Origin of the sequence: Verrucosispora sp. ts21 (genome assembly GCF_002879555.1) — a bacterium.
Taxonomy (GTDB): Bacteria; Actinomycetota; Actinomycetes; order Mycobacteriales; family Micromonosporaceae; genus Micromonospora; species Micromonospora gifhornensis.
Window position 1 is genome coordinate 22,171 of sequence record NZ_PNOZ01000029.1, and the last position, 25,394, is coordinate 47,564.

19 protein-coding genes are annotated in these 25,394 nt (G+C 68.9%); 6 read left to right on the forward strand and 13 right to left on the reverse strand.

Translation table 11 applies throughout. From position 1 onward, the window contains the following. Window positions 1–218: 218 nt before the first annotated feature. The 3 genes from C1A38_RS14735 to C1A38_RS14745 all read left to right on the forward strand — a co-directional run bounded on the left by C1A38_RS14735 (window position 219) and on the right by C1A38_RS14745 (window position 3,574). Window positions 219–1,439 carry a glycosyltransferase family 2 protein gene (locus tag C1A38_RS14735; protein ID WP_158244901.1) on the forward strand — a complete coding sequence of 407 codons (1,221 nt, stop codon included), beginning with the start codon at window positions 219–221 and terminating at the stop codon, window positions 1,437–1,439. Between the two features lie 42 nt (window positions 1,440–1,481). Next, on the forward strand, window positions 1,482–2,222 hold the full coding sequence (locus C1A38_RS14740; protein WP_102658398.1) for a VOC family protein: 741 nt from the start codon (window positions 1,482–1,484) through the stop codon (window positions 2,220–2,222). Window positions 2,223–2,401: 179 nt separating this feature from the next. Beyond that, window positions 2,402–3,574: an acyl-CoA dehydrogenase family protein gene (locus tag C1A38_RS14745; RefSeq protein ID WP_102658399.1), complete on the forward strand. Its 1,173-nt coding sequence runs from the start codon at window positions 2,402–2,404 to the stop codon at window positions 3,572–3,574. Between the two features lie 124 nt (window positions 3,575–3,698). Here C1A38_RS14745 and C1A38_RS14750 read toward each other — a convergent pair whose 3' ends face one another. Continuing rightward, window positions 3,699–4,637 carry a cyclase family protein gene (locus C1A38_RS14750; RefSeq protein ID WP_102658400.1) on the reverse strand — a complete coding sequence of 313 codons (939 nt, stop codon included), beginning with the start codon at window positions 4,635–4,637 and terminating at the stop codon, window positions 3,699–3,701. Between the two features lies 1 nt (window position 4,638). After that, window positions 4,639–5,796 (reverse strand): epoxide hydrolase family protein, encoded by a 1,158-nt coding sequence (locus tag C1A38_RS14755; RefSeq protein WP_102658401.1) that lies wholly within the window; start codon window positions 5,794–5,796, stop codon window positions 4,639–4,641. A 191-nt stretch (window positions 5,797–5,987) separates the two neighbouring features. On the opposite strand from C1A38_RS14755, the gene C1A38_RS14760 reads away from it, so the two are divergent. Further along, complete coding sequence (locus C1A38_RS14760) at window positions 5,988–6,323, forward strand: YciI family protein (protein ID WP_102658402.1); 336 nt, start codon at window positions 5,988–5,990, stop codon at window positions 6,321–6,323. Between the two features lie 105 nt (window positions 6,324–6,428). Here C1A38_RS14760 and C1A38_RS14765 read toward each other — a convergent pair whose 3' ends face one another. From C1A38_RS14765 to C1A38_RS14785, 4 genes are all read right to left on the reverse strand, one after another. Then, window positions 6,429–8,213, reverse strand: a complete 1,785-nt coding sequence (locus C1A38_RS14765; RefSeq protein ID WP_102658403.1) for an ABC transporter ATP-binding protein — start codon at window positions 8,211–8,213, stop codon at window positions 6,429–6,431. Beyond that, the gene (locus tag C1A38_RS14770; RefSeq protein ID WP_102658404.1) at window positions 8,210–10,087 is read right to left on the reverse strand and encodes an ABC transporter ATP-binding protein; all 1,878 of its coding nucleotides are present in this window, start codon (window positions 10,085–10,087) and stop codon (window positions 8,210–8,212) included. Before C1A38_RS14770 ends, C1A38_RS14765 begins: the two co-directional genes overlap by 4 nt. Before the next feature lie 509 nt (window positions 10,088–10,596). Beyond that, window positions 10,597–11,886: an RNA polymerase sigma factor gene (locus C1A38_RS14775; protein WP_102658405.1), complete on the reverse strand. Its 1,290-nt coding sequence runs from the start codon at window positions 11,884–11,886 to the stop codon at window positions 10,597–10,599. A gap of 532 nt (window positions 11,887–12,418) precedes the next feature. After that, a complete protein-coding gene (locus C1A38_RS14785; RefSeq protein ID WP_102658407.1) occupies window positions 12,419–13,222 on the reverse strand; it encodes a metallophosphoesterase in 804 nt (267 codons plus the stop codon). A 481-nt stretch (window positions 13,223–13,703) separates the two neighbouring features. Between C1A38_RS14785 and C1A38_RS14790 the strand changes: the two genes are divergently transcribed. Continuing rightward, a complete protein-coding gene (locus C1A38_RS14790; RefSeq protein ID WP_102658408.1) occupies window positions 13,704–15,359 on the forward strand; it encodes a glycoside hydrolase family 43 protein in 1,656 nt (551 codons plus the stop codon). Window positions 15,360–15,529: 170 nt separating this feature from the next. Beyond that, a complete protein-coding gene (locus tag C1A38_RS14795) occupies window positions 15,530–16,870 on the forward strand; it encodes a cytochrome P450 (protein WP_158244902.1) in 1,341 nt (446 codons plus the stop codon). A gap of 19 nt (window positions 16,871–16,889) precedes the next feature. Here C1A38_RS14795 and C1A38_RS14800 read toward each other — a convergent pair whose 3' ends face one another. The 7 genes from C1A38_RS14800 to C1A38_RS14830 are packed head-to-tail and all read right to left on the reverse strand — an operon-like array spanning window position 16,890 to window position 24,524. Continuing rightward, on the reverse strand, window positions 16,890–18,086 hold the full coding sequence (locus C1A38_RS14800; RefSeq protein WP_102658410.1) for an acyltransferase family protein: 1,197 nt from the start codon (window positions 18,084–18,086) through the stop codon (window positions 16,890–16,892). Next, window positions 18,083–19,399, reverse strand: a complete 1,317-nt coding sequence (locus C1A38_RS14805) for a glycosyltransferase (RefSeq protein WP_199180210.1) — start codon at window positions 19,397–19,399, stop codon at window positions 18,083–18,085. Before C1A38_RS14805 ends, C1A38_RS14800 begins: the two co-directional genes overlap by 4 nt. 19 nt (window positions 19,400–19,418) lie before the next feature. Continuing rightward, a complete protein-coding gene (locus C1A38_RS14810; protein WP_102658411.1) occupies window positions 19,419–20,336 on the reverse strand; it encodes a diacylglycerol/lipid kinase family protein in 918 nt (305 codons plus the stop codon). Beyond that, on the reverse strand, window positions 20,326–21,315 hold the full coding sequence (locus C1A38_RS14815) for an NAD-dependent epimerase/dehydratase family protein (RefSeq protein ID WP_102658412.1): 990 nt from the start codon (window positions 21,313–21,315) through the stop codon (window positions 20,326–20,328). The genes C1A38_RS14810 and C1A38_RS14815 overlap by 11 nt, the downstream gene beginning before the upstream one ends. Beyond that, window positions 21,315–22,364, reverse strand: coding sequence for a thiamine-phosphate kinase (locus C1A38_RS14820; protein ID WP_102658413.1), 1,050 nt, complete (start codon window positions 22,362–22,364; stop codon window positions 21,315–21,317). Before C1A38_RS14820 ends, C1A38_RS14815 begins: the two co-directional genes overlap by 1 nt. Before the next feature lies 1 nt (window position 22,365). Continuing rightward, a complete protein-coding gene (locus C1A38_RS14825) occupies window positions 22,366–23,352 on the reverse strand; it encodes a UbiA prenyltransferase family protein (RefSeq protein WP_102658414.1) in 987 nt (328 codons plus the stop codon). Next, window positions 23,349–24,524, reverse strand: a complete 1,176-nt coding sequence (locus C1A38_RS14830) for an aminotransferase class I/II-fold pyridoxal phosphate-dependent enzyme (protein WP_102658415.1) — start codon at window positions 24,522–24,524, stop codon at window positions 23,349–23,351. The genes C1A38_RS14825 and C1A38_RS14830 overlap by 4 nt, the downstream gene beginning before the upstream one ends. Window positions 24,525–25,394 lie beyond the last annotated feature (870 nt).

Genomic DNA, 25,394 nt, shown 5'->3' on the forward strand with positions numbered 1-25,394 from the left:
TGTGGAAGGGTTGATCGTCCGAAGCGTCATCAGCAACGGGATGACAGCGATTTCTCCCTGTCCGGAGTCGGGCGACGCCTTGCAAGCGTCACCCAGCCGTCATCGGTGGGCATCCTCGTGAATGCGTCGCGAGCGGCACTCTGGGAGATGAACACGGACGTTCTCGTCGGCACACTGGCAGAGTGGACGCTACTAGGACAGCAGGCTCGGTTCCCCGGGTGACGGTGGTCATCCCGACCTACAACCGGCGCGACTTGTTGCGTGAAACGCTGCGAAACCTCACCCGGCAGCGAATGCCGGCCGACGAATTCGAAGTCATCGTCGCTGACGACGGTTCGTCGGACGGTAGCCGCGCGGTGGTCGAAGAGGCGTCGCAGCAGCTGCGAATCAAATACCACTTCCAGCCCGACGAGGGCAACCGGGTGTGCCTGGCCCGCAACGCCGGCGCCCGGCTGGCCGCCGCGCCGCTGCTGGTTTTCCTCGACAGCGGTGTATACGTCGGGCCGGACTTCCTGACCGAGCACGTCGCGGCCCACGCCAAAGGCGAACGGCTGGTCGTGGTGGGCTATACCTGGGGCTACGACTTTGAAAAGGAACCTCCCCCCGGTCTGGCCGAGGCAGTGGCCGAGTCGCTGCCAGAGGACGTCGTCGCTCGGTTCCACGACTCGCCGGCCTTCTTCGATGCCCGGCACGCGGCGTTCGTCAAGACCGACTTCGACCTCAGTCGGATGGTCGCACCGTGGGTCCTGCTCTGGGGGCTCAACTTCTCCATATCCGCCGAGGACTACTGGCGGGTGGACGGCTTCGACGAGGGCATCGTCCTCTGGGGTCTGGATGACCTGGAACTGGGCTTCCGATTGTTCAAGGCCGGCCTCGAATTCCGGCTCAGCCGCACCGCCTGGGCGGTGCACGCACCGCACGATCGGGCACCCCTGGCCGATGCGCTGGCCGGCACCATGGTGAACATGCGCCGGATGATGTCCAGGTTCCCGGAGCCGATGACCGAGCTGGCCTGGAACCTGCTGAACAACGACGATGACCTGCTGGAGGTGGATGAGAACTACCGGTTCCTGATCGGCTGTATCGATCAGGCCCGGTCCGTCGACGTGGCGGCGGAGGTCGCCGACCTGCTGCCGCAGCTACCACCCGGCCGTCTCGCGGTGTTTGGCGCGGGCCGCCGCCTGCCGGCGGAACTGGCCGGCGCGGTGACCCTGGACTTCGACGCCGACGCCGTGGCCGAGCTCGGTGCCACGTACCACGCCATCGGCATCCGCACTCCGCTGCCCGACCACGCCGTGGATGTCGTGGTCCTGACGTCGCGCCTGGCCGGACTCTGGCCGCGCTGGTCGACCGAGATCCTGGCGGAGGCTGCCCGGGTCGGCGGATCGGTACAACTTACGCCCGCGTTGATCCAAAAGACGGCCGCCATTTCTCGATAGGTTGAAGACTAGAAGTCATCGATCGATACGTGGAGGTCCTGAATGTCAACGCCACGACTCGGCAGCATTCTGCTCGGCTCGGCCGACCCGGAACGGCTGCGCACCTGGTACATCGAGGCGTTCGAAGCGCTTCAGCAACCGTCCGGCTTCCTCGACTTCGACGGGTTCGACGTGCTCGTGGACAGTCGCGACGACGTCGCGGCGACGACGGTGGAACCCGGGCGCGTCATCCTCAACTTCGAGGTCACGGATGCCCGCAAGGTGGCCGCACACCTCGACGCTATGGGCGTGTCCTGGGTCGCGCCGCTGGAGGAGCGTAAGGACGGCCTGTTCGGCACACTGCTGGACCCGGACGGCAACTACGTGCAGATCATCGAGCTCAACGCGGAGTACCTCGCCGCCGCCCGCGGTGGCTCCGGGATGCTCGCGGGTGCGGTGGCGTTCAACGGGTTCTCGGTGGACGACATCCCCCGCGCGCAGGAGTTCTACCGCGACACGCTCGGGATCCCGGTGACCGAGCAGCACGGCATGCTGCACCTGCATGTCGGCGGCAACCGGGAAATCCTGGTATACCCCAAGCCGAACCACGAGCCAGCCACGTACACGATGCTCAACTTCCCGGTCGATGACATCGACGCGGCGGTGGCGTGGCTGCGCGAGCGCGGCGTGGAGATGGAGAAGTTCGACGGCGTGGACGACGACGGTGTGTTCCGCAAGGGCGGGCCGCTGATCGCCTGGTTCCGTGACCCGGCCGGCAACATCATGTCGGTCATCAAAGAGTGAAACCCGCCCGTGGGTGAGTGACGCAGCAAGGTGCGGCTGAGCCGCGCGGAGGAAGGTGAAGCAGCGCTCCGGCCGGCGTGAGAATTCGGATACCGGCCGGTTCGCGTCTCCGGACGGCGTACTCCCCGAAAGGGACTCTTACACGACATTCCCTCAACCGAGGCCTCGAGGAGGACGCGATGGAGACCACCGAGCTACCGACGCAGATCGAACTGGTTCATCGGGCGTCGCAACTGGCGCCTGTAATGACCGAGCACGCCGGCTGGAACGAGGAGAATCGCCGGGTCCATGACACGGTCGTCGAGGCGCTGACCGACGCCGGGATGTTCCGGCTCCGGGTGCCGGCGGCCAACGGCGGCTACGAGAGTGACGCGACCACCATGGTCGCGGTGGCCACCGAGCTGGCGAAGGCCGACGCCTCCGCGGCCTGGACCGTCGCGGTCAACTGGATCACCACGTGGATGGCCGCGCTGTTCCCGCCGGAGGTGCGCGACGAGGTCTTTGCCGACGCGAGCCTGCGCATGTGCGGCACCCTGAGCCCGTCGGCGACGGCCGCACCCGTCGACGGCGGTTTCCTCGTGAACGGGAAGTGGGGCTTCGTCAGCGGCGCCCCGCACAGCCAGTGGCAGGTCCTGGTGGCCATGGCCCCGGGCCCTGGGGGCGACCCGTGGCCGGTGATGGCCCTCGCCCCGCTGTCGGACCTGCTGGTCGTGGATGACTGGCACACCTCGGGCCTGCGCGGATCGGGCAGCGTCACCACGGTGGCGGACAACGTGTTCGTCCCGGCCGTGAGGGTTGTGCCGCTGGTATCCGCGCTTCCCGACGGCTACGCGTCGGGCCGCACCGGCATCTACGGCGCTCCGCTCGTGGCGACCGCGGCTGCCTCAGTGACCGGCCTCGCCGTCGGAATGGCCCGGGCGGCCATCGACCAGTTCCGCCAGCGGATGCAGGAGCGGGGCATCACGTACACCTCGTACGCCTCCCAGGCGGCCGCGCCGGTGACCCACCTCAAGCTCGCCGACGCCGTGGTGCGTGCCGACGAGGCCGAGTTCCACGCGCAGCGGCTGGCCCGGCAAACGGACACCAAGAACGCCGCTGCGGACCCCTGGACGATCGAGGACCGTGCCCGTGCCCGGGTCGACATGGGACGTGCCTGCCGCCTGGCCCAAGAGTCCGTGAACATCCTGCGCCGAGCCAGCGGCGGCTCCTCCATCTATACGAACGTGCCGATCCAGCAGATCGCCCGTGACATCGATGCGATGAACATGCACGCCCTGATGCAGCCCGAGACCAACCTCGAGCTGTACGGCCGCGTGCTGAGCGGGCTCGAACCGGACACCCTGTATCTGTAGGCGGAATGGGATTCGGGCTCCTCGGCTGACGGTCGAGGAGCCCGAATCTATGCACCCGAGGCGGCACTGGGGACAGCATTGAGCCGCTCCGCGGAGAAACACACGGAGCGGCCCGGTCGAGCGGTTACTTGATCGCCAGCGGGTTGATCGGCGACGCCACCGCCCGGCTCACCTTCAGCGGAGGTGCCGCGAAGAAAAACTCCCAGACACCGTCGTCCTCGCAGTCGGCCGCGAGTTCCTCGAAGTCCAAGATCTCCCCGAGCGTCATGCCCATGTCCCGGATGAGAACCATGTGGACGGTCAACAGCGCGTCAGGGTTCTCGCCCGGAAGCACCTCGATGGCCCAGTTGTCCGAGCAGACCGCGGCGACGTCGCGGTCGCGCAGCCAGGCGCAGCACGCCTGGCCGAGGCCGGGCTCACCGGCCATGAACGCGTTCCGGTCGCCGTCGCGCAGGAACTTGCGGCGCCAGCCGGTGCGGAACAACAGGATGTCGCCCGGGCCGACCTCGACACCGCCCTGCCGCGCGGCCGCCTCGTCGAGATCCTCGGGAGTGATGACGGTGCCGCTTTCCAGCCAGTCGACGCCCTTCAGCGCCGCGATGTCCAGCAGCACGCCACGGCCGGCAATTCCCGCGCTCTGCTGGTCGATTGCGCAGTGCGCGGCGCCTCTGACTGTCACACCGCCGGCCGGGAAGCCGTTGTACATCCGGTCGTCGTAATACACGTGCGACAGCGCGTCCCACTGCGATGAACCCTGCAACGCCATGAAGATGTAGTCGTCGGCGAACCGGAACCCGCCCGGGAACACCTGCTCGGCGCCGGTCTCCGACATCAGGTGGACGGGATTGATCCGTCCTCCACCCGGCTGCGGGCCGTTCCCGTCGAGCGGGATGCCAAGGTCGAACACCTTGCCCCGCCGGATTAGGCCGGCCGCTGCCACCAGCCGCTCCGGCGTGATCAGGTTGGTGGTGCCGCGCTGGTCGTCCGGGCCCCAGCGGCCCCAGTTGCTCAGCCGCGCGCCGAGCGCCCGGAAGTCCTCTACCGCAGCCGGCTGCTGGCTCATGTCATTCCTTGATCAGTCGGCGGAACGCCCGGACGTCCTCGATGAACAGGTCCGGCTCCTCCAGCGCGGCGAAGTTGCCGCCCCGGTCGAACTCGTTCCAGTGCACGATCGACGGGAAGTCCCGATCGGCGAAGCGCCGGATCGGCACGAACGGTGCGTGCGGGAACACCGCCACACCGAGCGGTGCCTTGATCGCCGGGTACCGGCCCGTGGACACGTTGATCGGCAGGTTCTCGGCGATCTCGTAGTAGAACTGGGCGGAGGAGCCAGCCGTACCGGTGAACCAGTAGATGCTTGCGATGGCCAGGAGGCGGTCGCGGTTCACCGCGTCCTCAGGAACGCTCGCCGAGTCCGTCCAGTCCTTGTACTTTTCCACGATCCAGGCAAGCTGCCCGACCGGCGAGTCGGCCAGCGCGTACGCCACCGTGTGCGGCCGGGTCGCCTGGAGCTTCATCGATCCGGCGAGCTCCCGGACGAACCGGGCCGACCGCGCCAGCCGGGCCCGGTCCTCGTCGTCGAGGGTGTCGAGCTCTCCCGGATCGCCGCTGGGCGGGGTAGGCAGCGTGTTGAGGTGCACCCCGGCCACGTGCTCCTCGTCCACGCCGGCGAGAGTGAGCGACACACCGGTGCCGAAGTCGGCGGCCTGAGCCAGGTAGCGGTCGTATCCGAGCCGGCGCATCAGCTCCGCCCACGCCTGGGCTGTGCGCAGGTTGTTCCAGCCGACGTTCGGGTTGGGCCCGGAGAAGCCGAACCCAGGCAACGAGGGAATCACGAGGTGGAACGCGTCCGCCGGGTCGCCGCCGTGGGCCCGGGGATCGGTCAGCGGTCCGATGACGTCCAGGAACTCCACGACCGAGCCGGGCCAACCGTGCGTCATGATCATCGGCATCGCGCCCGGCTCAGGCGAACGCACGTGCATGAAGTAGATGGTCGTACCGTCGAAGTCAGCGGTGTACTGGGGGTACCCGTTCAAGGAGGCCTCGACGGCACGCCAGTCGAAGTCGGTGCGCCAGTAATCGACCAGGTTCTTGAGGTAGCTCGTCGGCACGCCACGCTCCCAGCCGACGTCTGGCAGCTTCTCCGGCCAACGGGCCTCAGCCAACCGGCGACTGAGATCGTTCAGCTGCACCTCGGGTATCTGTACGCGAAATGGCTGCATACAGTAATGATCGGCGCGCCACCCAGCAAGGTGCATCTCTTCCCTTGCCGTTGCCCGCGTCGGCGCACCGACCCAGCTCAGCGCGAGCGGACATTCCCTTGACCAACTCACGACGAAAACTCGCCGCTGCTGTCCATCGGCGACCTCGCCGGCCGTCGTACCGTAAGAGATGGATGCCGGGAGGAGAACCGATGAAATATCTCATGCTGGTCTGTGTCGACGAGTCGCTGGTCCTGCCGCCGGATGATGCGGCGGTATTCGATTGTCCCGGCGAGTGGGCGGAGGAGGCCGGACGCAACGTCTGGCTGTCCGGCAGTCAGTTACAGGGGGTCAGCGATGCCACCACGGTACGGGTCCGCGACAGCGAGGTGCTGATAGCGGACGGCCCGTTCACCGAGACCAAGGAGCAGATCGCCGGCTTCGACATCATCGAGTGTGCCGACCTCGACGAGGCGATCGAGGTGGCGTCCAAGCACCCGGTCGCCCGGCACGGCGTGCTGGAGCTGCGGCCCTTCCGGCAGGGGTGAGCGGGGCCCTCAACCGCGCCGCGGTTGAGGGCCCCGCTCAGGCAGCGCCCCGACTCGTCACGGGTCGGTCGCGCTCATGCTCGACACGTCCCCGCCTTCCCGCGCCTACCGGTAGGCCTGGGCCTGAAGGCTGAACAGATCGGCGTAAAGCTCGCCGCGTCGCATCAGCTCATCGTGACTGCCGGCCTCGACCACCCGGCCGTCGCGCAACACGATGATCAGATCCGCCATGCGCACCGTCGAGAAACGGTGCGAAACGAACAGGGTGATGGCCCCGGTACTGGCCCGCAGCTGCGCGGCCTGCCGGGCGTACGACTCGAACAACCGATCCTCGGCCAGCGGATCCAGGGCCGACGTGGGCTCGTCGAGCACCAGCAACAACGGCTCCTCGCGCATAAGCGCCCGGCCCAGCGCGAGCTTCTGCCACTGACCACCGGAGAGCTCGGCACCCTCGGTGTAGCTCTTGCCAAGCTGGGTGCGCAGTCCGTGCTCCAGCCGCTCCAGGACGTCGCTGCCCTGCGCCCGATCCAACGCGTCGATGACCGCGCCGTCGTCTCCCATCCGGCTCACGTCGCCGAGACCGACCACCTGGCCCGCGAGCAGTTCGAAGCGGACGAAGTCCTGGAAGGCCGCCGACAGATACCTGCGCCATGACTCGGCCGGAATCCGACGCAGGTCCGTGCCATCGACCAGAATCTGCCCGCTGGTCGGCCGGTACAGGCCGCAGAGCAGCTTGACCAGGGTGGTCTTGCCGGCGCCGTTCTCGCCGACGATGGCCACGCTGGCCCCGGCCGGCAGGCTCAACGACACGCCGCTCAGCACCGCTTCGCTGGTGCCCGGATAGGTGAAGTCCACGTCCCGGAGCTCGATCCCGGTGGTCAGCCGAGCCGGCGGCTCCTGGTCGACCGGCACCGGGTGGTCGACCGCGACCAGCTTCCGCACGGAATCCAGGCGGCGCAGCATGCTGCCCATCCGTTGAAGGTTGGCGAGCAGCGTGACCGCCACGGTGACCTGCTGGTTGACCTGGGTGGCGAGGACAATGACGAGAACCACGTCGCCGATCGTGCTGCGGCCGGTGATGGCCTCCCGCACGACCAGCAACACCGCGCCGACATAGGCCAGGCCGAACATCACCTGCCCGAGGGTCCGGACCGCGGAGGCCGCCCCGTACGAACGGACCAGCCCTCGGCTCGCCCGCTCCCATTCCCGCTGGTGCCGCCGGCGCAGCTCGTCGCGGAGCCGGAAGACCCGCAACTCGCCGGCGAACCGGGCCGAGGTGGACAGCCGGAACAGGTTGAGGGCGATCCGAGTCGGCTCGGCGGTTTCGGTCTTGGCCCGGTCGATCCGCGACTCGGCCCAACGCCCGCAGATCAGCGGCGGCACCGCCGCGAGCGGAAGTAGCAGCAGAATCGGGTTCAGGCCGGCCAGCAGGATCGCGGTGAATATCATCGCCAGGCTCAGGCCCAGCATCCCGAACAGCGACTCCAGTGCACCGATCAGCCCACGGCTCTCCCGGTGCAGCACCGTCAGTTCGTCGGCGTACTCGGCGCGTTCCTGGTGTTCGATCCCCTCGGAGCCGTTGGTGAGCAGGATCAGATCCCGCACCACTTCGAGCTCGGCCAGTTCGGCCAGTTCCTGGTAGAAGATGTACGAGAAGTGCGCAAAGGTAAGGCTCACGATGGCCAGGACCGCCACCGCGACGCCGTACCAGACGGCCGCGCCGGCCTGTCCGGAGATGACCGCGTCGGTCATCATTCCCAGCACCAGAGCCAGCAGCGGGCCGCTCACGGTACCGGCCACCATCAGGCCCGTCGCCGCGATGGTCTTGCGGCGGTCCGCCCGCCAGGCCATCGCCAGCAGCCGCCAGAACCCGCTCAACGTCGTTCTCATGCCACCCTCGTCGTCTCGTCGGTGAACCGGTCGGCCTGCAACCGGAACAGTCGTGCGTACTCGCCGTCCTGGGCCATCAGCTCGTCGTGGCTGCCCTGCTCAGCCACCCGGCCGCCGTCGAGTACCACGATTCGATCGGCCTGCCGCACGGTGGAGAACCGGTGCGAGATCAACAACGTTGTGGCACCCTCCGTGAGCTGGGTGAACTCCCGGAAGAAGCCGGCCTCGGCGCGGACGTCCAGGCTGGCTGTGGGCTCGTCGAGTACCAGGATCGAGGCGCCGTGGCGCAGGCCGAACAGCGCCCGAGCCAACGCGATCCGCTGCCACTGCCCCCCAGACAGGTCGGCGCCGTCCACGAGGTGCCGGGCCAACAAGGTCTCCATGCCGCGCGGCAGCGTGTCGAGCATCTCGTGTAGGTTCACCGCCTCGACCGCGGACCGGATCCCGGCCCGGTCGTCCAGGTGCTCCACCGCACCGAAGCCGACGTTGTCGGCGGCCGACACCTCGAACCGGGCGAACTCCTGGAAGGTGACCCCGAGCCGGGCCCGCCACTCGTGCAACTCGTATGAGCGGATGTCGACGCCGTCCAGCCGGATCGTGCCCGAGGTCGGCTCGTACAACCGGGCGAGCAGCTTGACCAGGGTGGTCTTGCCGGCGCCGTTCACACCGACCAGGGCCGTGCACTGACCAATCGGGATGGTGAGGTCCAGGTCCTCAAAAATCATCCGGTCGTCGCCCGGATAGTGGAAGCTCACCCGGTCGAAGTGGATCGTCCCGGTCGGCGGGGCGGGCGGCGCTGCGACGTCCCCCACAGCCTGCCCGGCGTACCGGGCGACTCCTTCGCGGAAGAGCTTGACCTTCTGGTAGGCGTGCATGCCGAGAGCGGTCTGAAGGTCCGACTCCGGCCAGTACTCGCCCAGCCGCAGCGCGCCGAGTGCCGCCTGCATGACCATCGCGAACCCGGTCAGGGTCAGCCCGGCCGTCACATCCGTCCCGGCCCGGCCCGCGAAGGCGAACACCGCGCCGGCAATGACCAGGCCAACAATCGTGACCCGGACGAACTGCCACAGATAGATCCGTCGGCGCGCCTCCCACACCAGCGCCAGCCATTCGAGGAAGCTGTGGCGCCAGAAATCCACGAAGAAGTTGTGCAGCCCGAAGACGCGCATCTCCTTGGCCGAACCCGCCGCCGTGGCCACCTCACGCAGGTAGTCGTTCCTCAGCTCCTGCGGGTCGAGCAGGAACCGCTCCTCGGCAAACTTCCGCAGGCCACCGCGCTGTCCGTAACGCTGTAGCACCACGGCAGCGGCCAGCGCCGCCGCAGCGGGCCACGACAGCACCACGCCGACCACCACGGCATACCCGACCAACTGTGTGTAGCGCCCGATCAGGGCGAGCAGGCCGGCCACGGCCTCGCCAGGGCTGAACAGCCAGTTCTCCAGCTCCCGGGCGGCCACCCGAAGGTGCTCCACCAGGCTCGGGTCCTCCAAAGGGCCGACCCCCGCAGTCCTGGTCGCGATCGACATCAGCTCGCCGCTGACCAAGCCGTCGATGCGCCGCGCCATGAGCTTGCCGAGCAGTTCCTGCACCGGCGCAACGATCTGCTGTCCGACGAACGCCGCCGCGGCCAGTAGGAAGGCGGTCACCAGGTCGTCCCACTCCGGCGATCCCAGGCCGGCGATGACCGCGGCCGGCACCTTGCCGAGCAGGATCGAGGAGGCCACCACGAACGCAGGCGGCAACAGCCCAACGACCAGGTTGACCAGCACCATGGTCACGATCATCGGGGCGCCGGCGCGACCGGCCAGCCGGGCGATCTCCAGCCGGTCCCGGGTCAGCCGGACCAGGGTTTGCAGGCGGGTCTCCGGCGTCATCGCACCCCTCCTGCGACGAGGGCGCAGCTGAGCAGGGTCCTGCGGTCGCAGTTCGCAATGATGATGCTGCACGTGTGTATGTGATGACCTGTCACCGGTCCTCCAGTTCGGAGATCGTGGGTATTCAGGAGAACGACGAACACGGAGCCCGCAAATGGACAACTGCATCCGCCCATCCTGGAGCGGACTCCGAGGCGGGCCTCCCCGTCGAAGCGCGGGAACAGGTCCGGATGGTCGAAGGGGTGGAGGCCGAGCAGGCTCAGCCGGTCGCTGATCACGGAAACGATGTTCTTCCCGATAGCGCGAACGGCGGGAACGGGGCGCATCCACGCCGAGCGCGGTATGCCCGTGACACGTCGGTGCCTCATCATGTGCCGGGCCGTACCGACGGTCCATCGTCAAACTGCACAGACGGCGGCTGCCTCCTCACCCGCCAACGCCATCAACCATGGGGCGCGATGCGCGCCGCCCGGTGCCGAACGGCGGGGCCATCGGCGGCATGCCGGCGCTCAGGGGCCCGGCGTCCACGCCCCCGTCCCGGCGCCGGTCATCTCGTCCATCCGACGGCTCAGGTAACGGCGCTCAGCCACATTGCCGGTGAGCCCGAGCGCACGCTGGTAGCTCGCGGCGGCGTCTCCCCGGCGGCCGAGGCGGCGCAGTAGGTCGGCGCGCAGCGCCGGCAACAAGTGATAGTCGCGCAGCTGGCCGGAGGCGTCCAGGTCATCGACCAGCCGCAGGGCCGCCTCCGGGCCATCGACCATGGCGACCGCGACCGCCCGGTTCAGCTCCACCACCGGTGAGGGGGTCAGCTCTGCGAGGCGTCCGTACAGGGCGACTATCCGCGCCCAGTCGGTGTCCGCGGCACAGGACGCCTCGGCGTGACAGGCCGCGATGGCGGCCTGGACCTGGTATGGGCCGATCCGCTGGCTGCCCAGCCCATCTAGTAGGCGGATCGCCTCGTCGATCTCCACCCGGTCCCAGAGCGAACGGTCCTGGTCCTCCAGGGTGATCAGGTCACCGTTGGCGTCAACCCGCGCCCGGCGCCGGGAGTGCTGCAAGAGCATGAGCGCGAGCAGCCCGGCCGCCTCGGGCTCGCCGGGCAACAACCCCACCAGCGCCCGGGTCAGCCGGATCGCGTCCATGCACAACCCGTCACGGGCCAGCTCCGCGCCGCCGGACGACGCGTAACCCTCGTTGAACAACAGGTAGAGCACCGCCAGCACCCCGGACGTACGCTCCGGCAGCAGGTTCGGCGGTGGCACCCGGAAGGGTATCGCCGCGTTGGCAATCTTCCGCTTCGCACGGACTAGGCGCTTGGCCATGGTCGGCACGGGCAGCAGGAACGCGCGGGCGATCTCCGCGGTCGTCAGGCCCGCCAAAGTACGCAGGGTGAGCGCCACCCTGGCCTCCAGTGGCAGCGCCGGATGGCAGCAGGTGAACATGAGGCGAAGACGGTCGTCCTGGATCTCTGCCCCCGCGTCGTCGGGGTCGTCTGAGTCGGTGTCAACGGCCAGGGCGGCGAGCTCCCGCAGTTTGCTGCTCTCCGTGGTGGCGCGCCGCAGTCGGTCGTAGGCCCGGTTGCGGGCCACCGTCATGAGCCAGGCGCCAGGACGGCGCGGCACCCCGGACTCGGGCCAGGTACGCAACGCCTCCACAAAGGCGTCCTGGGTGCAGTCCTCAGCCAGGTCCCAGTCACCGGTCAGCCGGATCAGCGCCGCGACGACTCGTCCCGACTCCTCCCGGAACGCACGGACGATTACCTCCTGGTCCTGCGGGCCCAAGTCGGTCGGCCGCCCCATGAAGTTCCTTCCTCCCGAACTCCCGCCATAATCATAACCGGCACGGATCCGGACAAGGCCGGTACTCCGCACCGCAGGCACCACCGGCGGGCGGGTTACCGGGAGGCCGTGGACCCGTTGTCGGTCCGCGCGGGCGAGGTCACCGAGAGCGTCGAGGGCGGGCGGATCTGGCCGATGGTGAGGACCTGATGGTCGTCGAGGAGCTGAAGCAGGAGACGGTCCCGGCTGGTGATCTGGGGATAGATGGCCAGGAGGCGATCGCGGCATGAATGGCTCACCCTGTGGAGAGAGAGTCCCGTAGGGAGTCTGGATAGGCCGATCTCGCGCATGACCTTGTCGTGGGGCCGGTTTGGGCAGGCCAGGAACCTGACAGGCCAGGTGCAGGGGACTCGTCTGGGTCCTCGCGTCGTGGACACCCCCCAACGAGCCCCCGATGCCGCACCCAACCGAGGCTCCCAACGCACAGCGTTGATGGTCGATGCGGGCGTCAGCCATCGCGGTGATGGCAGGCGACCATGCCCCCGCGTGGCGTTCAGCGCAGCCGGGTGACGATGATGCGGCCGCCCTCGTAGACGCCGCCGTCGATGGCCGACACCCGGCCGTCGGCGTATCGCAGTGGCCCCTTGATGTCCTCGGGAGCTATCCCGAAGTGCTTCGTCAGGGTGCTGTGGCCGTGCACAATCTCCGTGCCGCCCAGGCGGTCGAGCATGGTGGACACCGCAGCCTCGGCCTCCGCCGGGTTGGCGCCGCGGAACGCGCCCCGATCACTCATCTGAAACGCAAGCTCCAGCCACACGTTGGTGTCTCGCGTCTGCAGGGCGGTTCGCACGCTGGTATTGACAGCCGCCACGTCGGATCCGCGCTCCAGGTAGCGCACGGAATCGGAGTGCACGAGCAGGATGCCGTCGACGACCGCGACGGCCGGCAGAGCGGACATCCAGGCGAGGTGCTCGTCTGTCAACCGGCGCAGATCCTCGCCGCAGCCGCCGAACCTGGCCCAGCCACTGCGAAAACCGCCCGGCTCGTCCAGCCCGACGACCAGCGTGGTGCCGAAGTGATGGGCGGCGAGCAGCTGCACCTCGTGGTTGCCCAGCAGACAACGGACCTCGCCGCCCGCGGCGGCTGCTTGCGCAGCAAGGGTCCAGATGTCCTCGATGACACCGATCCCATCGGGGCCGGGGTCGACGTAATCACCGAGCAGCCACAGCCGAGCGCGACCACCACACCAACCGCCGGTCGAATCGACAAGGCCTGCCTCGACGAGGGCGCGACCAAACTCCGTCCGGTGGCCATGAATGTCCGCAGCGGCGTAGAGCGGCGCGGTAGGGTCCGTCACCGCGCCGACTCTACCGTGGCCGGTACCGCAGCGAATGCGACGATCGAGCCCGAGCGCTTCACCAGACCGAGCAGGGCGGTTGCGGTCCGGGTCGACGGAGGCGAATGTCGTATTCGCTGAGCCCGTCGAGCTTCCACAGCGGCGCGTCACGACCTAACTGCGCAGGTACGCCTTCACGGCGGGCCGGTCGGATGTCGGCGCTCTGCGCACGATGCAAGGAGCTCATGCTCGACAGGACCCGCCCTGACCGGCTTCGTGCTTAGATCCGGTCAGTGCCCAGCATCGACCGCTTCACCAGGCCAGTAGGAAGGTGAATGCGGGCAAACTACCGGAACAACTTCCGGAAGCGCGGTGTCAGGAAAACGCATTCAGTACGGACGGTCGACATTGTCACCGCGGCGTTCTCGTGGCTATTCTGTGCCGACACGGCGATCGATATCCGCCGAAAGTTCCGATGAAGCTACCGCTACGGAGAAGCGACATGACGACCGCAACAACGAGCCCGGCGTCGGCCGGGCCCCACGGCGGCGAGGTGCTCGGCCGGCTAATCCGCAACCCGGTTCTACCCGGCTTCCATCCCGACCCGTCGATCTTGCGCGTCGGCACCGATTACTACATCGCCACGTCGACCTTCGAGTGGTACCCCGGGGTGCGGCTGCATCACTCGACCGACCTGGTGCACTGGCGCCCACTCGGCGGCATCCTCACCGAACGGCGGCTTCTCGACCTCACCGGAACCGGCGACTCCAACGGCATATGGGCACCCGACCTTTCCTACGTCGATGGCGAGTTCTATCTCGTCTACGCCGACGTGGCGAGCTTCGCCAGCGGATACTGGGACCCGCAGAACTATCTGGTGACCGCGCGTGACCTGGACGGGCCATGGTCGGACCCGGTGGTACTGCACGGGCGCGGGTTCGACGCCTCGCTGTTCCACGACGAGGACGGCACGACCTGGATGCTGTCGATGACCGCCGACTGGCGGCCGGGCCGTGATCGGTTCGCGGGCATTCAGATCCAACAGTACGACCGTGCGGCCCGTCGCCTCGTCGGCACCGAGCGGATCATTTTCCCCGGCACCGCCGTCGGCGTCACCGAGGCGCCGCACGTGTACCAGAAGGACGGCTGGTACTACCTGGTGACCGCGGAGGGCGGCACGTCGTGGACGCACCAGGTGACGATGGCCCGCTCCCGCAACCTGTTCGGGCCGTACGAGGTCGATCCGGCCGGCCCGATGCTCACGTCGCACGGCCGCCCGGAGTTGGAACTCCAGAAGGCCGGCCACGGCAGCCTCGTGTCCACCCCGGATGGACGCTGGTACATGGCGCACCTGGCGGCCCGGCCGTACACCCCACTCGGTCGGTGCGTGCTCGGCCGGGAGACCGCGATCCAGGCGGTGCACTGGCCGGAGGGGGAGTGGCCGCGCATCGAGGGCGGCATACCGGCGATGGTCGTGCCGGTGCCGGGCGAAGCCGAGCCGCAGGAGGCCCCGACGGAGGAGTGGGACGACTTCACCGAGCCGGCACTCGGCCCGGAATGGTCGACACTGCGTCGTCCCGCCACCCCGGACTGGGTGGATCTCACCTCGCGACCCTCGTTCCTGCGCGTATTCGGGGGACAGTCGCCGGTCAGTCGGCGGCGTCCGAGCCTGGTCGCGCGCCGGGTGACCGCTATGCAGTGCGAGCTGACCGCGCACATGCACTTCACGCCCGCCAACTACCGCCAGCTCGCCGGCGTCACCGCCTACTACAACACCCGCAACTGGCACTACGCCTACGTGACCGCCGACGACGACGGGCAACCGGTGCTTGAGGTGCTGTCGTGCGACAGCGGCCGACGTGTCACGCACGACGCCTGCCGCGTCGAACTACCGGAGACCGGCGAAATCACGCTACGGGTCACCTTCGACGGTCCGCGGGTCACATTCGCCTACCAGCTCGCCGGGACGGAGCGCTGGGTCGACCTGCCGGCAGAGTTGGACGCCACCATCCTGTCCGACGAATACGCGGCGACCATCGTGGATGGCGAGCCCGAGGGTTGGGGCTTCACCGGCGCGTTCGTCGGTCTGTGGGTTCAGGACCTGGGTGCCGAGGGCGGGTACGCGGACTTCGACTGGGCGTCGTACCGCCCCGGGTGAGAGGCGACACACGCGGGCGGCAGAGTGCGGCCGAGCGTGCGCGCCGTCCCGGCGCCGCGCTCGGCCGCGCCATGCGGTGCGTCCCGCCGCGTGCCCACAGGGGCTTATGCGGTGGCCCGGCGCGTGGAAAGCTAGTCGACGTACGTCGATTCGCTGAACGGGGGATCACCGTGACGACGCAGGTATCCAGGGCCGCCACCGTACCGGGTCCGACCGGCCATCCGCTCCTCGGCATGTTGCCGGCGCTCCGCGACGACCTGCTGGGATCGATACTGAACGGCTTCCACGAGCACGGCGACGTGGTGGCCTACCACGTGGGACTGCCACGGGGCCCTCGCGCGGTGAGCGCGGACGTGGTCAACGTGCACCATCCCGACGGCATCCACCAGGTGCTGACCACCCCGCAGGTCTTCAGTCGCCGCGCGAGCGCGTACGAGATCCTTCGGGAATTCATCGGTGAGGGCCTGCTGACCAGCGAGGGAGACCGGTGGCTGCGGCAGCGGCGGACGTTGCAACCGCTGTTCACGCCGCACCGGGTGGGCCGCTACGTCGAGCTGATGGCCGACGAGGCGGCGCGGGTCGTCGACGACATGGCCCTCACCACGGGATCCGTCGTCGACCTGTACCAGCTCACGCAGCGCTACGCCATGCGGGTGGTCGGCCGGGCGCTGTTCGGTGACGACATCGACGACGTCGTTCCCCGTCTGCAGGAGCTCATGCCGATCCTGGGCGACCTCGCTCTCGCGCGCGCCCTGCAGGTGGTCAAGCTGCCGCTGAGCTGGCCCACGCCGCGGTCACGCCGGATCGCGGGGGTCCGCGCCACCCAGTACGAGATCGTCGACCGCATCATCGCCGAGCGCCAGAGCCGAACGGGCGGCGACGAGCACGAGGACATGCTCGGCCGGCTTTTCGCCGCCCGCGATCCGGAGACCGGGCAGGCGCTGTCCGTGGCGGACATCCGGGATCAGGTCCTGGTGTTCCTGCTCGCCGGGCACGAGACCACCTCGGCCGGGCTGGCCTTCACCATGCATCTGCTGGGCCGCCATCCCGAGGTGCAGGAACGGGTCGCGGCCGAGAGCGGCACCGGCGACAGCGAGTTGGTGCGCGCCGCGGTCATGGAAGGCATGCGACTGTACCCGCCCGTCTACAGCATGGAGCGGATGTCCGAGTCCGATATCACCATCTCGGGCTACCGAATCCCGGCCAACACCAAGGTGATCGTCGCTCCGTGGGTCACGCACCGGCATCCGCAGTTCTGGCCCGACCCGGAGCGCTTCGACCCTGACCGGTTTATCGGTCGCCAGGAGCGCCCGCGTTACGCGTACTTTCCGTTCGGTGGCGGGCCGCGTAGCTGCATTGGGGAACACTTCGCGCTGCTGGAGATGACAGTACTGCTGAGTGCGTTGCTCGCCCGCTACCGCATCGACACCCGCACCGAGCGGCTGGCCGTCGTACCGAGGGTCACCTTGCGGCCGGCCGGCGAGGTTCGGGCCACGCTGACCGTCCGGTGAGCCGGGCCGCCGTCGGCCGCTAGGTGGTGTGGCCCCGATCGTCCGTCGTGACCGGCAGCGGCTCGACGGCAGCCGGAACGGCAACCGCTGGGGCGGAGTGCGGGCCGGCGGCGCGCCGTCGGGATCTGGACCCGGCGAACCGGCGCATCATCGGCCGTTCCACGCCGGAGTGCAGCACCCATGCCAGGCCGATCGTGACCAGGTAGGCGCCGACCATGACGGCCAGCGCCGCGGTGACGCCGAAGCCGTCCGGGGAGATGTTGCTGGCGCCGTACAACACCAGGATGTGAATGAGGTAGAAGGCGAAGGACGTGTCGCCCAGCCAGCCGGCGACCCGCCCGCGCAGCGGTGAGCGGTGCCCCTCGACGTCCGCTTGCGCCGCGGCGGCCACCAGCAACGACAGCGGGATGACCATCGCCGCGACCACCGAGTAGAGCAGCGGCACGACCTGGGAGATGCCGTAGAAGGCCAGCGTGATCAGGGCGGCGGCGGGCAGGCCCAGCGTGAACCACCTGCCCCGCATGACGAGCAGGGCGATGACGATCCCGAGGACGAAGTCCAACATCCGGATCAACGGAAACTGCTGCACGAACCAGAACTGCGGAAACGCGGCGTCCGCGTAGGTGTACGTCGGCTCGGCCGGAAGGAACGCCGTGGAGAAGGCGGGCGCGGCCAGCATCGCGGCGACGATGCCACCGGCGATCGACCAGAGCCAGGCAGCGGAGAGCCGCCGGAACCCTGCGAGCAGCCACGGGAACGACGCGTAGAAGAAGATCTCACAGCTCAGCGACCAGCTCGGTGGATTGATTCCGTTGAAGATGAACTCGTTCGGAATCCAGCTCTGCACCAGCGTGAGATTCGCCAGTGTCGGCCACAGCGGCGCGCCCCCGCGGGCCAGGATCATGAGCACGATGACCGCGGCGCAGACGACCAGGTGGTTCGGCAGGATCCGGGCGGCCCGGCGACGCCAGAACCGGCGTTTCGGCTCGTGGTCGGCGGCCGACCAGGTCAGCACGAAACCGCTGAGGATGAAGAAGAAGCCGAGGGCCGCAGATCCGGTACGGCTGACCGCGGCGTACCACCAGTCGTCGATCCGCTCGTCGGCGAAGAAGCCGAACAACGTCGTGTGGGAGACGAAGACCGTGATGGCCGCGACCCCCCTCAACCCGTTGAGCGTCGGCAACTGCCGGGCCATGCGTCCCGCCTGCGCTGTCATCGGCGGCCACCCTCCGTGGTCTCGGACAACTCCTGTCGACGTACCGGCCGGCGCGTCCGGAACGCCTGCTCCGTGATGTCGGCGGCGCGCCGTACCCCGTCCGACTCCGCGATCCGGCGCTGGTAGTGCTGCGCCTTCGTCCGGTAGGCGGGGTCACCGCTCACCTTGTCGACGGCGGCCCGCAGCCGCGCCGCAGTCACCCGGTGCACCGGGATGAATTCGCCCACGCCGAGGTACCTGAGTCGGGCCGCCACGCCCGGCTGGTCGTTGCCCACCGGCAACGCGACCATCGGTACGCCATGAGCCAGCGACTCCAGAGCGGTGTTGATTCCGGCGTGCGTGATGACGAGAGACGCCCGCGCCAGCAGGTCGAGCTGTGGCGCGTACCGGACCACGATCGGGTTGCCGGCGAGGCCGGTCGGGGGCTCGATGTCGGTGCTGCCCAGCGAGATGACCAGCTGCGCGTCGCGTCCGGCACACGCCTCGGCGATCGCCGGGAAGATGCCGGGGAGGCGGTTCTGGAGGGTGCCCATCGACGCGTAGATCAACGGGCGGTCGTCGAGCTTGTCCCACGGAAACGAGACCGGCTCGGTGCTGTCCTCGTCGTGGAAAGGCCCGGTGTAGTGGAACCAGTCCGGCAGCCGGGTGCGCGGGAAGTCGAAGAAGGGCGGCTGCTGGGTGATCTGGGCGAGGTCCGAACCGTCGTTCACGCCCTTGACCGGCGGCAGGCCCCAGGCGACGCGACGTTCGTTGATCCGGTGCAGCACCGGCCGGATGACCCAGGCGATGACCTGGTCGCCCAGCATGTTGCGCACCCGCGCGAGCGGCGAAGGGTGGTACGGCCACGCCGTCATGAACGGCGGTACCCCCGGCTCGGTGTTCAGGGCCAGCGCGTTGCACACGTTCACCACCGGAATGTCGAGGTGCTCGGCGACCGAGTTGCCTGCCCCGTAGACCTGGTCCACCAGCAGTGCGTCCATGCCGTGCTTCTCCACCAGGACCGGCAGGTCCCGCAGGAGGACCTCGACCTCGCGCACATACCCGCGGACGATGAAGCGGATCGCGGCCAGGCCGGTCAGCCGGCCCTGCTCCGCGGAGAAGCGGGCCAGCGAGCCGACCGGAAACTCGCGCTCGCCGAACGGGGCGAAGGGGAACATGGCCGTGAACGACTTCGTGCCGGCGTCCGGCAGGGAGACCAGGGTGACCCGGTGACCGCGGCGAAGCAGTTCTCGGCCCAGCGTGGCCATGGGGCTGAGCTGACCGGTGTAGTCGGGCACCACCAGTCCGATGTGGAACGTCTTCGAGGCAGGCACGTGTCGCTCCTTACGGGATTCAGACCACCGTCTTGAGGCAGGACGGATGCACCGAGAACTCGGCCGGGGTGAATCCGACCAACTCGCCGTCGACCTCCACGGGCAACGGGCTGTCTGCGTCGATGCGCACGCGGCGAACCTCCTGACGGTGGATCGCCGGGTGCCCCGCGGCGGCACCGCGGAACACCTGCCACATGAGCCCGACGACGCCCAGGCGGCCGACGCCGGCCACCCGCACCGCGTCCAGACGACCCGCCTGCGGCGGCTGCGCGTGACCGAACGTCAGCCCGCCGGCGAAGTACGGCACCTTGAGCACGGCGAGATTGGTGATGACCTGGTCGGACGGTTCGCCGTCGAGTTCCAGCCGCACGGCGACGGGCCGCCAGCCGGTGAGCGTCCGGACGCTGGACGCCGTCTCGGCGAGTTGGAGGCTGAGCCGCTTGAGCACCCGGTTGACCGGAGTCTTCTCGGTGAACCGCTGACCGATCACGCTGATCAGCCCGACCGTGCAGCTGACGAGGAAATACCTGTGGTCCCGGGTGCCGTCGGGCCGGGTGAAGGTCACCGTACCCACGTCGGTTTCCCGGTCCCGGGTGCGGTCGAGCAGGCCACCGAGGTTGCTGACGGGCCGCTGGCCGCGAGCGAAGTCGTTGCAGGTGCCGGCCGGCACGTACGCCAGCCGCACCTTCTCCCCACCCGCCGTCAGGATCCCGTTGGCGACCTCGGAGAGCGTGCCGTCGCCGCCAACCGCCACCACCGTGGCGTACCCGTCCTCGACTGCCTGCCGCCCGAGGGCGACGCCGTGTCCGGGGTGGCGGGTGAACCAGCACTGCGCTTCGGGGAGTTCCGCGGCGAGCCGCCGCGCGATCGTGCGCCTGCGCCGGACACCCGACGCGGGGTTGACGATGCAGACGACCCGGTCGTGCTCACCGGCCATGCGAATGCTCCATCTCCAGCTCCGCCAGGCTGCGGCTCAGTGCCTCCGCGAAGCCGAACCGGGGGGAGTAGCCGATCGACCGGATCCGACCGACGTCGTACCGCATCCCCCCGGCGACGGACCGCACCGCGTAGCGGGTGATCAACGGCCGCCCGGAGCCGGTGCCGATGCCGGCCAGCCCGGCCAGTTCGGACAGCGCTCCGGCGGCCAGTGCCGCGCCGAACGGGATGGAGAAGGTCGGCGGCCGTGCCCCGATCCGCTCGGCCACCGCGGCGAACAACTGCCCCAGGGTCAGACCGTAGGAGTCACCCACGATGAACCGGCCACCCGCGCCGCCGGGGGTGGTGCCGGCCAGCACGATCGCGTCGGCCAGGTTCACGCTGTAGGTCAGCTCGATCGGGGGTGCGCCGCGATCGAACTGAACGAGCTTGTCGTCGCGCAGACCACGCACCAACTCGGGCAGGAGATTGCGGTCGCCGGGGCCGAACACCCAGGTCGGGTACACCACCGTGACGTCCAGACCGTTGCCGTGGTACGACCACGCCAGGTCCTCCCCGGCCGCCTTCGACCGGGGGTACGGATATCGCGGTACCCGCCGCGGCGACGCCTCGTCGATGACCTTCGCCGCATCGAAACCGAAGACGTCGACAGTGCTCAGGTAGACGAATCGGGAGACACCGCAGCGCCGCGCCTCGTCCAACATCGCGCGGGTGCCGTCCTGGTTCACCCGCCAGATACGACGGCCGGGCCGCCAGTCGGTCAGATCGGCGCCCGCGTGCACCACGAGTTCCACACCTGTGCAGGAGCCGCGCAGCGACTCCGGATCGGTCAGGTCACCGACGTGCGCCGCGTACGTCGCGTCCGGTACGGGCGCCCGCACCAGCCCCCGTACCGACCAGCCCTTGTCCCGAAGCGCGGCGGCGACCGCCCGGCCGACACAGCCGGTGACCCCCGTGACCAGCGCGACTCCCGACCCCATCAGACGCCTTCCGCCAGCAGGGCACGCAGGTCGGCCAGTAACGACCCGGCCGGGTCGAGTGCCCGCATGCGCAGCAGCAGGTCCCGCAGTTGCCGGCGATCGCCCGACTCGTCGACCAGCAGCAGCTCCGCGCCGGCGACGAGCTGCCCCACGTGGATGGGGCGCAGACCGCGCTCCGACAGCGCCTCGGCGCAGCGGTCAGCGTCGGCGGGGTCGACCGCGTACAGCAGCTCGAACTCGCCCCACTCCGCAGCAGCCGAACACCACCGCGGCAGGTGCGTCGACTCGGCGATGGCGGAGACGACCGGCGCGTACACCTCGTCGCGCAGCACCACCTCGACCCCCAGACCGTTGAGCTCGGCGAGGCTGACCGCTGCGCTCAACAACCCGTCACTGGTGTCGATGCACGCCCGGCCGTACCGGCGTAGGGGTTCGGCCGCGGCCACCCGCGCCTGCGGCAACCACGGCTCGCCTGCCGCCGCACCGCCCAGGGCCAGGGCACGGAACCCGGCCGCGTTGCCGGCGCCGATCGGGCCGGTCACGTACAGCGCGTCGCCGGGCCGAGCGCCGACCCGGCTCAGCACCGATCCGCGCGGGACGGTTCCGATGGCGCACGAGGTGAAGCTCTCCTCATCGGCCCAGTTGGTGTCGCCACCCACGATGTGACAGCCGTACCGTTGCGCGGCGTCGGACGCGCCGCGCCCGAACTCGCGGGCGTCGTCAAGGGTCCACTTGTCGCGGCGCAGCGAGCAGGAAACCAGAACGGCGACCGGGTCGGCGGCCACCGCGGCGAGGTCACTGACGCTGACGGTGGTGGTCAGCCACCCCTTCGCGTACGGCGTGCTGACGGTGGCGAGTTCGGCTCCGTTGTTCAACGTGTCGACCGTCATCGCCAGGAGCCCGGCGGCACCCAGATCGAGTAGTTCGGCATCGGCCTCGAAGGCGTTGTTGAGTTGCCGCGGCGACCGGACCATGCACTCGCGTATCGCGGTGATCAGGCTGCCCTCCGCCGCGTCCAGGGAGAGTCGGTTCCAGGCGGTGGAGGTCACGTCATGCCTGCCGGGACGATCGGGTCGCGCGTAGCGTCAGCTCCAGATAGACCATCATCGGAACGGCGACGACGAGGAACAGGGTCGGCCGGTGTAGCGCGCCGAGTGACAGGAAGAACAGGGTGGTCGCCCGGATGAACCAGACCAGCGCCTCGTACGCCCGGGTGTCCGGTGTCCGGATGAGCGTCACGAGACTCTGTGTGAACCCGAGCCCGGACGCGACGAGCAGCGCCCAGAAGGCGACCTGGGCGTAGGCACCCGTACGGTCGGCGTCGGCCACGGCGGCCGCGCCGGCGGCCACGACCGCCACGACCGGGAACACGACGGCGATCCGGGCGGAGGCGCCGGTGCCGATGGCCACCGGCAGCGTGCGGTAACCGGCGACCCGGTCGCCCTCGATGTCCTTGAAGTACCCGACGAGGCAGAAGCCGCTGAACACGACCGCGACGAGCGCCGTCTGGAACCAGGTGACCGCCGGGATGTCGAGCCATCCGGCGTCGGGTCGTACGGCCACCGCGCCGAGCACCGTGAACAGCGCCATGTCGATGCCGTTGACGACGTTGCCCAGCATCGGGATGCGCTTGGTCCAGGAGTAGACCAGATGCCCGCCGATCGCGATGACACTCCACAGCGCCAGCGTCGGTGCGACGACGATGGCGACCACCATCAGGGCGGTGGAGAACGCGAGCGTCAGGCCCAGGCCGACGTGGGGGTTTATCAGCCCGGTGACGAACGGGCGGTCCGGTGCGTTGACCGCATCGGCCTTGCGGTCGAACCAGTCGTTGATGACCACTCCGACGCCGTATCCGAGGGTGCAGAACAGCAGCCCGATCACGATGCTCGCGGCGCTGGCCCCCAGCGGCGGCGCGGTCATGCCGACCAGACCGGCCGACAGCGAGAAGGGCACGAAGTGCAGCCGCCACATCCGCGCCCAGGCCACCGCCTGATCCCGGATCGTGACTGTGGGTTCGAGCTGGCTGACGGTCATCGGTCCTCCAGGGGCATCAGGTCGCGGACTTCGGCGAACGCGGCGACGACGCGCTTGAGCTGCTCAGGGGTGTGCGTGGTGGAGAAGCTCGCCCGCAGCCGGGGCGACGCCGCCGGTGGGACCACCGCGTTGACGTACACGCCGCGGTCCAACAGGCTGCGCCACGCGCGCAGGGTGTGTGGCACGCCGTCGAGCCGTACCGACACGATCGGCGTCTCGCTCGGGATCGGGTCGTAACCCAGGGCGGCGAGTTCGCGACGTACGTAGGACGCGTTCTCCACCGCCTGCCGGCACAGCCACGGCTGCGCCCGCAGGATGCGCAACGCGGCGTACGCGGCGGCCAGGTTGGCCGGTGTGGCGGAGGCGCTGAAGATGAGGCTGCGCGCGTGGTGGCGCAGGTACTCGATGACATCCGACGGACCGAGCACCGCGCCGCCGATCGACGCCAGCGACTTGCTGAAGGTGACCGTGACGAGGTCGACCTCGTCGGTGACGCCGAAATGTGCGCTGGTACCCCGCCCCTCGGCCAGCACACCGATGCCGTGCGCGTCGTCGACGAGCAGGCGTGCGCCGTACCGCCGGCACAGCCGTACCACCTCGTCCAGCGGGCACAGGTCGCCGGCCATCGAGTAGACCCCGTCCACGATGACCAGCCGGCCGGCGTCCGAGGGCACGGAGGCCAACTGCCGTTCCAGGTCATCCATGTCGTTGTGGGCGAACCGCCGCGTCCGGGCCCGGCTCATGCCGCAGCCGTCGTAGACCGAGGCGTGCGCCTCGCGGTCGAGGATGACCACGTCGTGGCGCGACACCAGCGACGCGATCACGCCGACATTTGCCTGATAACCGGTCGGAAAAACAAGTGCGGCCGGCATGCCGAGGAAATCGGCCAGCTCGTGCTCCAACTCCTCGTGCAGTGGCGTATTGCCGTTGAGGAGTCGCGATCCCGTGCGCGACGACCCGTACTCCTCGATCGCGGCCTGCGCCGCCGCTTTGACCCGCGGGTCGGAGGTCAGCCCGAGGTAGTTGTTCGAGCCGCACATCAGAATCTCGCCGTCCACGGTCTGCGCGACCGTCGCGTCCTGCCCCCCGAAAGGGGTGAAGTACGGGTAAAGGCCGGCCTCGCGCGCCTCCCGGCTCTCGGTGTATGACCGGCAGCGGCCAAAGATGTCCACTGTCACCACGTTCGCGTTTCCCTCTCATCTGGGTGCCCGTGTGCAACAGGCCTTTCGCGGGCCTGCTGCTCCAGTTGTCGGTGAATCGCTTCAGTGCGCGCGGCGGCCGGCGACCCAGCAGGTCGCAGGCCGAGCTGGCGCGGTAGGTTGCTGCTCGACTCGGTGCATGGCCGGCTCTGACACGATCGGCGTGTCGGGCCGTGTGTTGACGAGGTCGCTGGCCCGGCGGCGGCCGGAAGCGCTGTCAAGGTGCCTGGTCGACCGTCCCGCCCGATCAGCGAGGGTGCCCGGCGTGAGCGTGGATCCGGATTCGGTGCCGGGCGCGATGCCAGCGGTCCTGCCGGCGGCTCGGTGTGACCGGACCGAATGGGAGATGCGGGCCGCCGCAGGTCGGTCGGCGCGCATCGGTCGACATCAGGAAAACAGGGTCGCGAAGATCGGCCAAACTCTAACCGTATTGTTTCGCCGGCTCCTCAAGAGACCCTGATCAGAACCAAATGATGTGGCGCTATAGCAGCGCGAGTAAGGTCAGGCTCCGGTGGTAACGCATAGAACAATACCTCCCCCGTTCCGCTGTCAACATTTACCAGCGGCGATCGACTGATCGATTTCTCTGGAGCATGCTACGCCCGGTCCGCAGTGCTAGTCCAGACCGCTCCGGCCGTAGGATTCCGCCGACTGCTGCGCTCGTGCCGCTTGCGCTCGGCGGCAGGCGAATCCGGGATCAGGGGCCATTCTGGGCAATTCGACAAGATCAAATAGTCGGCGGCCGTGAAAGCGGCCGGGGCGCCCTGGAGTCGTGGTGGACCACATTGTCGCCGCTGATTGGCTGAATCTGCTGGTGGTGCTTTGTTACGTTCTGGTTAACGG